We start from the raw sequence: 10021 nt of genomic DNA, 5'->3' as shown, positions 1-10021 counted from the left end.
TTGCCGACGTGCGAATTGTCACGGGTTGTTCGCAGGTTACGTGTGGTGCGGTGGGTGGTGTCTGGGTAGGAGTGCAGTCCTGTGCCCGGCACCTCTGGTTCCGGTGGGCCAGGCGCACTTAACGTGAAGGCTTCACAATGCGTTCCGGAACGGTACGGTTCCGTTGCGCTTCGCGCCGGGAGGACAGATGGGCAGAGACGTCGAGCAGGGCGCCTTCTCCCGGGAAGGCCGGGTCCGGTACCGGCAGAAGGTCCGGCGGTGCCTGGACGTCTTCGCGCTGATGCTGGACGACTTCGGCTTCGACGCCGACCGCCCGATGACCGGCCTGGAGATCGAGCTGAACCTGGTCGACTCGGCGGCCGAGCCGGCCATGCGCAACGACCAGATCCTCGCCGACATCGCCGACCCGCTCTTCCAGACCGAGCTGGGCCAGTTCAACCTGGAGCTGAACGCCTCGCCCCGGCTCATCGAGAGCACCGGCTTCGCCGACTACGAGCAGGACCTGCGCAGCAGCCTGGCCCGCGCCGACGAGCGGGCCGCCAAGTCCGACGCCAAGATCGTGATGGTCGGCATCCTGCCCACCCTCACCGAGCGCCACCTGGTCGCCGACAACCTCTCCACCAACGAGCGGTACCGGGTGCTCAACGACCAGATCGTCGGCGCCCGGGGAGAGGACATCGAACTGGACATCCGGGGCGTCGAGCGACTCCAGACGCACACCGACTCGATCGCCCCGGAAGCCGCCTGCACCAGCCTCCAGTTCCACCTCCAGGTCGCGCCGGACAGCTTCGCGGACTACTGGAACGCGTCCCAGGCCATCGCCGGGGTACAGGTGGCCATCGGGGCCAACTCCCCGTTCCTCTACGGCCGCCAGCTCTGGGCGGAGACCCGGATCGCCCTGTTCGAGCAGGCCACCGACACCCGGCCGGACGAGCTGAAGGCCCAGGGCGTGCGCCCCCGGGTCTGGTTCGGGGAGCGCTGGATCACCTCGATCTTCGACCTCTTCGAGGAGAACGTGCGTTACTTCCCGCCGCTGCTCCCGATCGTCGAGGAGGAGGACCCGGTCGAGGTGCTGCACGCCGGCGGCGTGCCCGTGCTGGCCGAGCTGCGGCTGCACAACGGCACCGTCTACCGCTGGAACCGGCCGGTCTACGACATCATGAACGGCCGGCCCCACCTGCGAGTGGAGAACCGGGTGCTGCCCGCCGGCCCGACCGTGGTGGACATGCTCGCCAACGCGGCCTTCTACTTCGGTCTCGCCCGCTGTCTCGCCGAGGCGGACCGGCCCATCTGGAGCCAGCTCACCTTCAGCTCGGCGGAGGAGAACTTCCACGCCGCCGCCCGGCGTGGCATGGACGCCGTGCTGCACTGGCCCCGGCTCGGCGAGGTGCCGGTGACCAAGCTGGTGCTCGACGTCCTGCTGCCCAAGGCCGCGCAGGGCCTCGACCGGTTCGGCGTCGCCCCGGCCGAGCGGGACCGGCTCCTCGACGTCATCGAGCAGCGCTGCCGTACCGGCCGCAACGGGGCGGTCTGGCAGACCGAGACGGTCTGGGCGGCCGAGCGGCACCGGGGACTGGACCGGACGGCCGCGCTGCACCACATGGTCCAGCGTTACGCCGAGTTCCAGCGCAGCAACGAGCCCGTGCACACCTGGCCGGTCGACTGACCACGAGCCGAGCCGGCCGTCCCCGGAGCCAGCTCGGGGAGGTCGTGCTCGACGAGGCCACCGCCTCGCGGGGCGCGCCGGCGCGCCCCGGTCAACGGTTGCGACGGCGCGCCTTCGCCCCCGCGCCGGGCGCGTCCTCCGGCGCCGGGCCATCGGTGGCCGGCCCGTCGGAGGGGACCGGGCCTGCGGATTCGCCGGTGCGGTCCGGCGAATCCGACGGCTTCCGTGGGGTCGGCACGGCCCGACCCCGACCGCCAGTGGCCCGGACCCGTGCCGAGCTGGGGTTCTCCCTACCGGTGGCCGGCTCCGTGCCCGGGTTGGCCGGCGTGGTGTCCCGGGTGGCCGACTTCGCGCCCCGCCCGGTCGACGCCGCGCTCGGGGTGGCCGGCGTCGCGTCCGGCTCCACCGGGTCCCCGGACGGTCCGCCGCCCGGCGCGGCGGTCGTCGCGCGACCCGCGGCCGGCTCAGTCGGCGCGGTCGCGGCGGTCCGCCGCCCGAACAACCGCCGGCGGGGCGACGGCTTGTCGCCGACGGACACCTCGTCGCCGGCTGCCTCGGGGGCCGCCAGCTCGGCCGGTTCGTCGGTGCGCTGGCGGGGCAGCGTCACCTCGGCCGAGGCGGCGGCCCGCAGCTCGGCCCGCTGGGCCAGCACGGCCACCAGGACCGAACCGCCGAGCCCGGCGATCACCGCGTACGGGGCGATCAGGTGGGCGGAGAGTTGCTCGGGAGCGATCGCCGCGAGCCTCGGCACGGCCAGCAGATAGGCCAGCGCGACGAGGATCGGCCCGGCCGCTCCGGAAGCCGCCGCCCCGATCCGCCGCTCCGGCAGCCGGGCGGAACCCCGCGCGGCCAGCACACCGATGACCAGGGCGGAGCCCAGCGCCAGCAGCGCCCCGGGCCAGTAGAAGTAGTCGCGGATCCAGAAGCGGTCGCTGTCCGCGCTGATCTGCCAGATGCCGAGCTGCGCGGTGGTCAGGCCCCGGCCGGAGAGCACCCCGTCGACGACCGACACCACGGCGAGCAGCCAGAGCCAACCGGTGGTGGCGACCAGGTTGGCGGCGGCCGCCCGGGAGCGCAGCGCCCAGGCCGCCAGCAGCAGCCCGGCGAGCAGCCCGACAACGGCGTACCCGGCGGCGACGGTCTCCGGGGAGAAGGTGTCCGGCACCCGGGCGGCGCGGGCCGGTACGGCGACCAGCAGCACCGTGATCAGCGCGCCCACCCCGGCGGCGACGGCCAGGGTGATGCTGCGCAGCGTACGTCCAGGCTCCTCGTCCTCACCCCGGAGCCGGTGGGCGCAGACCGCGCCGGCGACCACGGAGGTGGCGGAGATCCAGGTGGCCCAGGCGAGGCTCGCCACCCAGGCCGCCTCGACCCGGGTACCGCCCGCCGACGACCAGTTGATGATGCCCAGGCCGTAGCCGAAGCCCAACTGTGCCGCCCCCGTGCCGGCGGCGACGCCGAGCGCGGTGGCGACCGATCCTCCCCAGCCCCGTCTGGCCATGCCGGGCAGCGTAGCGTCCCAGCGTCGGCGCGGCGAGTCGTGACGGAAGGTTTCGCCGCCGACGTCGGGTTGGTGGTGGCCGATACGGTCGCCGGTGACTGAGGCGGTGGATGCGATGACGGACGACGGGCACCTGGAGGGGCAGGCCGGGGTACGCGACGAGCAGGGGCCGGACCGGAAGAGACTGTTCCTGGGCGGCGCGCTGGCCGTGGCCCTGCTCGCGGTGATCGGAGCGAGTGGCGGCTGGATGCTGGCGGGGGAGCCGGACCGTCCTGTTTCCACCGCCGGCACGCCGTCGGCGCCGATCGTGGACACCCCGACCGACGCTCCGCCCAGCACGCCGTCGCAGCGTCCCACCGGTACGCAGGCCACCACCGCGGCCGGCCTGACCGTGCCGGATCTGGTGGGCGACGACTTCGAGGCGGCTCGCCGGGAACTGCGCGACCGGAAGCTCGGCTGGCGACTGGTCTTCGGCACCGGCTCCGACCGGTCCGTCCTGCGTACCTCCCCCGGCCCGGGTACGCCGGTGCGCCGCGGCGTCACCGTCACCCTCTGGGTCGCCGGCTCCGCCCCGGCTCTCCCGGTGCCGGATCTGACCGAACTGGCCTGCGGCGACGCTGCGGACGACCTGGTCGAGGCGGGCCTCTATCCGCGTTACCGCACCGGTCGACAGGGTGAGGTGACCGCTCAGGTCCCGGCCGCCGGCACCCTGGCGCACTGGAACGACCAGGTCGTCCTCACCTGCGGCGAGGCGCCGTCCGCGACGCCGGTGGAAGCTCCGTCGCCCACCCCGTGACCGGCGGCTCGCCGCGCCGATCCACGTCGGCGGTTGCCCGGGCCGATACCGTGGACGACCGAGGGCCAGGGCGCCCGACCCGGTGGGGAGAGGACGTGCGATGAGCGACGACCGCCAGGAGCCACCGGCCGGGGACGCCGACGCCACCCGCGCCCTGCCGCCCGAGCGGCCGACCGGCGAGGACACCGGTCGGAGCGCCCGGGTGCCGGAGGCGGACGCCACGCAGGCGCTGCCACCGGAGCCCCCGGGCGACGCCGACGCCACCCGGGCGATGCCGGCGAGCGGGCGGGAACCGCAGGACGCGACCCGTCCGATGCCCGGCATCGGCGGCACGCCCGTCGGGCGGCCAACGTCGGACGCGACCGCGCGTCAGGAACCGGCCGGCGCCACCGCGCCCCTGCCGCCCACCGTGCCGGCCTGGTCCGGACGGGCCGGGGTGCCGACGCGACCGGCCGCCTACCAGGAGCCCGGCGCCGAATGGTATGCCGAGGAGCAGGCGGGCCGGCGCTGGTGGATGCCGATCCTGCTGGGGATCCTCGCCCTGCTGCTGGTCGCCCTGATCGGACTCGGGGTGTGGCTGGCGCTCCGTGCGGCCGAGCAGACCCCGGCACCCGCCCCGTCGCCCACGCCCGTGTCGACCACCGCCTCGCGGACCAGCGCCGCGCCGACCAGCGCCGCGCCCAGCAGTTCGCCGCCGACCACGCCGCCGAGTCCGACGAGCGCGGAGGTGTCGATGCCGCCCCTGGTGGGGCTGCCGGAGGCCGCTGCCCGGACGATCCTCGACCGGCTCGGCGTGGACTACCGGGTGGTGAGCCGGGAGTCCGACCGCCCGGCCGGCACGGTGCTCGAGACCGACCCGGCGGCCGGTGAGCCGGTCGAGGACGGGGACCGGGTCACCCTCGTGGTTGCCGAGGAGGCGGCACCGGCGACGGATGCCGGCACGCCGACGCCGGCCCCGACGGCCACGGCGACTCCCTGACCGTCACCACTGCCGGCGTCTCGTGCCGACCAGGCCCAGCCCGGCCAGCGAGATGGCGAGGCCGAGCAGCCCGGAATAGAACAGCGACCGGCTGACGTCGTCGGGGTGCCGTACGCCCTGCGGATCGGCCAGCGCACCCTGCCCGGCGCCGGTTCCGGCCTGCTTCGCGGTGGGTGGCGCGCCGGCACCGGGCACGTCGTCCTCCGGTGCCCCGGCCCAGCCCGGCCCCTCCTCCGGGGTGCCGGGCGGCGCGGTGCCTTCGACCACGGTGATCTCCGGAGCAGGTACGGGTTCGCTCAACCGCTCGGTGGTGGAGAAGGCGGGGTGGCGTACCACGAGCGCGAGTGCGGTCGCGGTGCCGAGGAGTGCCAGGAGCCCCAGGGCGTAGTTGATACGGGACCGGTGGTGCCGCCGTGCTGCGGGCAGATTGACCATGACCATCCCAGGTTCAGGGTCAGGGACGCACGGGGTGGAAATACGCCGGGGTGGGCGTACCGATTCTATGGCGTCGGCACGCCTCCCGGCCGGGTGTTTTGTGAGGTCAGCCGACGTGGACCGGGGTGCGGACGACCGGGCGGCGGCTGGTCCGGACGGTGTGCTGACGTGGCACCGGCCCGGCCTGCTGGCGTAGCAGCCCGTCCTGCTGTACGAAGATCGACCGCCGGTTGACCGCGTCCCCCGCCGCGTTCAACTCGTAGCCGTCGAGCCAGAGCCAACCGTCGTAGGTCGGCCGGTCGAGCACCCGGATCACCCGGAACATGATCGGTCGAAGGAACTGGACACTCGCCGCGCGAGTCACGTGCAGTACGTCACCGGAGCGGGGAAGCACATGGGCTCCTGGGAAGGTCGGCCGGCGGGCGGGCCGGCGGGAGACTGATCGGGGGACAGTCGGCCCGGCGACGGGATGGTGCCGCGTGGACCGGCTGATCAGGTGTGTCGGTGCTGGTCGAGTGGTCCCCGCGGTGGCGGGGTGCCCACTCGACCAGCACCCGGCTGCTCCCGGCTACCGCTCCCGCCGCCGCAGTCAAACTGGCGTGCAGCGACGGGGTCCTCAACCCCGGGGCAGGTCTCACGGCGCGGGACGGCTCCCCTCCCGTCGTCCCGCGGCCCGTGGGATCACCACGTCCGGAGATCATGCGGAGACGGTGAGTAACCCGTGCCATATCGACAGGGTGCATCAGTGGCGTGCTTCATGCAAGTTGCACGTCGACTTTTGCTGCTTCGCGAACAGGACACGTGAACGGGACGCTTGAAGCCCTTGGCACCGGGACGGCACACTGGTGGCCGGTTTCGCCCGCCGCGGCCGGTCGACGACCGGCACCACCCCTGCCGCGAACGATCGCCCGCCGCACGACGGTCGCGCCGCCGGCGGGGGTCGAACCGGGCGCGATCGACCGGAGGTGGCCGGGTGAGCGAGCGGAGCGGGCGAACCAGCAAGCTCAGCGGGGCACTGTCGTGGTGAGCGAACGGCGCAGCCCGACCATCCGGCGTCGCCGCCTGGGGGCGGAACTCCGCCGTCAGCGGGAGGCCGCCGGTATCACCATCGAGGTGGTCGCCGAGCAGTTGGAGTGCTCGGCCTCCAAGATCTCCCGCATCGAGACCGGCCACACCACCGCCACCCCGCGCGACGTGCGGGACATGCTCCGCATCTACGGGGTGGTCGGCGCGGAGAGCGACGAGCTGGTGCAGATCGCCCGCGAGGCCCGGCAGAAGGGCTGGTGGCATCCGTACAGCACGGTGCTGGTCGGAGCGTACGTGGGGCTGGAGGCGGCGGCCAGCTCGATCCGGGCGTACGAGCAGCAGGTCGTGCCGGGCCTGCTGGAAACCGAAGAGTACGCGGGGGCGATGATCCGGGCCGCTCGGCCGGACTTCTCCCCCGAACAGGTGGAACAACGGGTGCGTGTCCGTCTGGGCCGTCAGTCGTTGTTGACGCAGGATGATCCGGTCGATCTGTGGGTGGTGCTCGACGAGGCGGTGCTGAGCCGGCCGGTCGGCGGCGACGCGGTGATGCGTGGCCAGCTCGAACGGTTGGTGGAGGTGGCCCAACTGCCGAACGTGACGCTGCAGGTCCTGCCCTTCGAGGTGGGAGCGCACGCCGGTATGGACGGCACCTTCACCATCCTCAGCTTCCCCGAACCGAGTGATCCCGATGTCGTGTACGCGGAGAACGCCACGGGTGGGCTCTTCCTCGAGAAGAGCGACGAACTACAGAAGTACAGCTTCATCTTCGATCACATTCGAGCAGCGGCCATAAGACCGGAGGAGTCCATCGCACATATCGCAAAACTGGCAGAGGAGCCGTTGTGGAAATGGCGACCAAGGAATTCCCCGTGGACCTGACGCAGGCGACGTGGTTCAAGAGCTCGAAGAGCGGGCCGAACTGTGACAACTGCGTGGAGGTCGCGTATGTGACCGGGGCGGTCGGTGTCCGGGATTCAAAGGACAAGACCGGCCCTGCCCTGGTTTTCGCCCCCGGTGACTGGCGCGCCTTCGTCGCCGGCACCAGGCATGGTGTGTTCGTCCGCGGCTGATCCGTCGCGTTCGGACCGAAGGTATGGTCCCGCCCGGCAGCGTGGCCGGGTGGGACCTTTTCGTCTCCGTGGCCGGTCGGTCCGGCCCGTCGCCAGTTCCGTCCCGCCTCGTTGAACCGCACAGATCGGCAACCGAGCGAGGCAGGCGAGACGGATGACGACGATCGGTTCAGAGAATCTCACCAACGGCCCGGGCAAGCCGGAGCGGTTCGGCGGCAAGTACCGCGGGGCGCGCCGGGACACAGTCCTCACCGAGGTGGTCTCCACCGACACCGAAGCGGGTGACCGGGACGCCGCCGCCCCGGAGCAGGCGTCCCCGCCGCTCTCGCTGCCGTCGCTGGATCCGAACCCGCTCACCGAACCGTCGTTCCCGCCGAGCGGCTGGCCGCCCGAGCAGCCCGAGTCCCTGGTGGACCACCCGTTGCTGCGTGGCCTGCTGATGGAGCTGCCGCCCAGGGGCAGCGTTCCCCCGCCCGGCTGGCTGGACCGCTGGTTCGAGGCGACCCGGGCGATCCTCGAACTGCTATACGTGCAGGGGGCCGGCCGCTCGCGGTGACACGGCGACCGCCGGTGGCATGGCCCGTTCGGCGAGCCGGTTGTGCCGCAGCGCGTGGCGTATCCCGATCACGGTGACGCCGAGCGCCCCGACGGTGATGGCCGGCCCGGTCACAGCCGGCCCGGCGAGCAGGTCGACGCCCGCCGCCGAGATCACGGCCGGGAGCACCGCGAGCGCGGTCACCTGGAGCGGCAGCCCGATCAGCGGGTGGGCTGAGGTGGCGCGCAGCCCGTGCGGGGCCGGCGTGTCCGGGGCGGCGGCGAAGGCGCCCGCGCCGGCCCGCAGCCGCCGGATCCGCCGGACCGTGCAGGCCGCGACGAGCAACGCGGGGGCCGCCGCGAGGAGGAGGGCGGAGGCGGCCCGGTCGATCGGCGTTCTCCCGGTGCTCTCCAGGCCCGCGACCAGGACGGCCGCGGTCAGCGCCAGGCCGGTGAGGGTAAGTCCGGACAGCCATCCGGTACGCCGGCGCAGGACGCGGGCGCGGTCCAGCCGGGGCAGTCCGTCCGCCACCACGCCGGCGGCCGTCCAGACGGCGGCGACGGGAAGTAGAACGATGAGATTGCTGTCCATGTCCTCAGCCTTGCCCAGTTCGACGCCCACCGAATCGGGGGCGACCCCCCGGTTCGTCCCGTACGCCCTCCCGTAGGGGTCATCGCACGGGGTTATGGCACATCCGGCATGTTCACAGTGTTCAGACGGTGGACCTAGCCTCTTGTTGATCGGTCAGCGTCGATTCGCCTGCGCCTCACCGGGCGGACGGTCCTGGGCCGGTCGGGAGGAGGTAGGGAGATGGGTCTCCCACACAGGTCCGTACTCGTCGGAGTGGCCGCCCTGGCCATGCTCGCGGCCGCGTCGCCCGCGTCGGCCGCGGAACCCGCCGACGCGATCCGCAACGCCGGTGGGCCCACCGCCGTGGCGGACAGCTATCTCGTCGTGTTCAAGGACGTCGCGGTCACCCCCGGCCAGGTCGACGCCACCGCGCGGCGGCTCACCGGCCGGCACGGCGGCACGGTGGCGCGTACCTGGGGTGCCGCCCTGCGGGGCTTCGAGGCGCGGGTGGACGCCCGAGGCGCCATGCGGATCGCCGCCGACCCCGCTGTGGCCTACGTGGAGCAGAACCACACGATCACCATCGCCGGCACCCAGACGAACCCGCCGTCCTGGGGCCTGGACCGGGTCGACCAGCGGAACCTGCCGCTGGACAACTCGTACACGTACCCGAACACGGCGAGCAACGTGCACGCCTACATCATCGACACCGGCATCCGGACCACGCACAGCGACTTCGGCGGCCGGGCCACCTGGGGCACCAACACGGCGGACAGCAACAACAGCGACTGCCACGGCCACGGCACCCACGTCGCCGGAACGGTCGGCGGCTCCTCGTACGGGCTGGCCAAGGGCGTGCAGCTGGTCGCGGTCAAGGTGCTCAACTGCCAGGGCAGCGGCACCACCGCCGGGGTCGTCTCCGGCGTCAACTGGGTGACCCAGAACGCGATCAAGCCTGCGGTGGCCAACATGAGCCTCGGCGGTGGCGCGGACAGCACCCTCGACACCGCGGTCCGCAACTCGATCAGCTCGGGCATCACCTACGGCGTGGCGGCCGGCAACGACTCCGGCGCCAACGCCTGCAACAGCTCTCCCGCCCGGACCGCCGAGGCGATCACGGTCGGCTCGACCACCAGCACCGACGCCCGGTCCTCCTTCTCCAACATCGGCACCTGCCTGGACATCTTCGCGCCGGGCTCGTCGATCACCTCCGCCTGGAACAGCAGCGACACCGCGACCAACACGATCAGCGGCACTTCCATGGCGACGCCGCACGTGGTCGGCGCGGCGGCGCTGGTGGCCAGCGCCAACCCGTCCTGGACCCCGCAGCAGGTCCGGGACTACCTGGTGAACAACGCCACCAGCAACGTGGTGACCAACCCGGGCAGCGGCTCGCCCAACAAGCTGCTCTACGTGGTCAACGGCGGCAACCCGCCGCCGACC

General features: G+C 72.9%; 11 protein-coding genes. 7 read left to right on the top strand and 4 right to left on the bottom strand.

Annotation, left to right across the window (positions count from 1 at the left end; translation table 11 throughout):
• Nucleotides 1–187: 187 nt before the first annotated feature.
• Nucleotides 188–1666 carry a glutamate--cysteine ligase gene (locus ACL02O_RS32270; RefSeq protein ID WP_412821969.1) on the top strand — a complete coding sequence of 493 codons (1479 nt, stop codon included), beginning with the start codon at nt 188–190 and terminating at the stop codon, nt 1664–1666.
• 91 nt (nt 1667–1757) lie between these two features.
• On the opposite strand, the gene ACL02O_RS32265 is transcribed toward ACL02O_RS32270, so the two are convergent.
• Nucleotides 1758–3167 (bottom strand): hypothetical protein, encoded by a 1410-nt coding sequence (locus ACL02O_RS32265; RefSeq protein ID WP_412821968.1) that lies wholly within the window; start codon nt 3165–3167, stop codon nt 1758–1760.
• A 115-nt stretch (nt 3168–3282) separates the two neighbouring features.
• Here ACL02O_RS32265 and ACL02O_RS32260 point away from each other — a divergent pair, with 115 nt between their 5' ends.
• Both ACL02O_RS32260 and ACL02O_RS32255 read left to right on the top strand, forming a co-directional pair.
• Nucleotides 3283–3963 carry a PASTA domain-containing protein gene (locus ACL02O_RS32260; RefSeq protein WP_412821967.1) on the top strand — a complete coding sequence of 227 codons (681 nt, stop codon included), beginning with the start codon at nt 3283–3285 and terminating at the stop codon, nt 3961–3963.
• Between the two features lie 100 nt (nt 3964–4063).
• Nucleotides 4064–4942, top strand: a complete 879-nt coding sequence (locus ACL02O_RS32255) for a PASTA domain-containing protein (RefSeq protein ID WP_412821966.1) — start codon at nt 4064–4066, stop codon at nt 4940–4942.
• Between the two features lie 3 nt (nt 4943–4945).
• Here the strand turns inward: ACL02O_RS32255 and ACL02O_RS32250 are convergent, their stop codons facing one another.
• Nucleotides 4946–5383: a hypothetical protein gene (locus ACL02O_RS32250; RefSeq protein ID WP_412821965.1), complete on the bottom strand. Its 438-nt coding sequence runs from the start codon at nt 5381–5383 to the stop codon at nt 4946–4948.
• 100 nt (nt 5384–5483) lie between these two features.
• Complete coding sequence (locus tag ACL02O_RS32245) at nt 5484–5771, bottom strand: hypothetical protein (RefSeq protein ID WP_412821964.1); 288 nt, start codon at nt 5769–5771, stop codon at nt 5484–5486.
• Nucleotides 5772–6400: 629 nt separating this feature from the next.
• On the opposite strand from ACL02O_RS32245, the gene ACL02O_RS32240 reads away from it, so the two are divergent.
• The 3 genes from ACL02O_RS32240 to ACL02O_RS32230 all read left to right on the top strand — a co-directional run bounded on the left by ACL02O_RS32240 (nt 6401) and on the right by ACL02O_RS32230 (nt 8029).
• Nucleotides 6401–7282, top strand: coding sequence for a helix-turn-helix domain-containing protein (locus ACL02O_RS32240; RefSeq protein ID WP_412821963.1), 882 nt, complete (start codon nt 6401–6403; stop codon nt 7280–7282).
• Complete coding sequence (locus ACL02O_RS32235; RefSeq protein ID WP_412821962.1) at nt 7252–7473, top strand: DUF397 domain-containing protein; 222 nt, start codon at nt 7252–7254, stop codon at nt 7471–7473. Before ACL02O_RS32240 ends, ACL02O_RS32235 begins: the two co-directional genes overlap by 31 nt.
• 154 nt (nt 7474–7627) lie before the next feature.
• Nucleotides 7628–8029: a hypothetical protein gene (locus ACL02O_RS32230; protein ID WP_412821961.1), complete on the top strand. Its 402-nt coding sequence runs from the start codon at nt 7628–7630 to the stop codon at nt 8027–8029.
• Here ACL02O_RS32230 and ACL02O_RS32225 read toward each other — a convergent pair.
• A complete protein-coding gene (locus tag ACL02O_RS32225) occupies nt 7997–8599 on the bottom strand; it encodes a hypothetical protein (protein ID WP_412821960.1) in 603 nt (200 codons plus the stop codon). The genes ACL02O_RS32230 and ACL02O_RS32225 overlap by 33 nt on opposite strands.
• Before the next feature lie 219 nt (nt 8600–8818).
• On the opposite strand from ACL02O_RS32225, the gene ACL02O_RS32220 reads away from it, so the two are divergent.
• Nucleotides 8819–10021 (top strand): S8 family peptidase (locus ACL02O_RS32220; RefSeq protein WP_412821959.1); only part of this gene is annotated, 1203 nt, incomplete at its 3' end.

The sequence above is a fragment of the Micromonospora mangrovicola genome (genome assembly GCF_047200535.1).
Classification (GTDB): Bacteria; Actinomycetota; Actinomycetes; order Mycobacteriales; family Micromonosporaceae; genus Micromonospora.
The sequence above is the reverse complement of the archived record's forward strand: the minus strand, read 5'-3'. Positions and strand labels throughout refer to the sequence as shown.

Excerpts from the sequence above, each read along its gene's own strand:
- ACL02O_RS32260 (WP_412821967.1), top strand. The coding sequence starts at position 3,283 with ATGACGGACGACGGGCACCTGGAGGGGCAGGCCGGGGTACGCGACGAG.
- ACL02O_RS32250 (WP_412821965.1), bottom strand. The coding sequence starts at position 5,383 with ATGGTCATGGTCAATCTGCCCGCAGCACGGCGGCACCACCGGTCCCGT.
- ACL02O_RS32265 (WP_412821968.1), bottom strand. The coding sequence starts at position 3,167 with ATGGCCAGACGGGGCTGGGGAGGATCGGTCGCCACCGCGCTCGGCGTC.
- ACL02O_RS32270 (WP_412821969.1), top strand. The coding sequence starts at position 188 with ATGGGCAGAGACGTCGAGCAGGGCGCCTTCTCCCGGGAAGGCCGGGTC.
- ACL02O_RS32235 (WP_412821962.1), top strand. The coding sequence starts at position 7,252 with ATGGCGACCAAGGAATTCCCCGTGGACCTGACGCAGGCGACGTGGTTC.
- ACL02O_RS32225 (WP_412821960.1), bottom strand. The coding sequence starts at position 8,599 with ATGGACAGCAATCTCATCGTTCTACTTCCCGTCGCCGCCGTCTGGACG.
- ACL02O_RS32230 (WP_412821961.1), top strand. The coding sequence starts at position 7,628 with ATGACGACGATCGGTTCAGAGAATCTCACCAACGGCCCGGGCAAGCCG.
- ACL02O_RS32255 (WP_412821966.1), top strand. The coding sequence starts at position 4,064 with ATGAGCGACGACCGCCAGGAGCCACCGGCCGGGGACGCCGACGCCACC.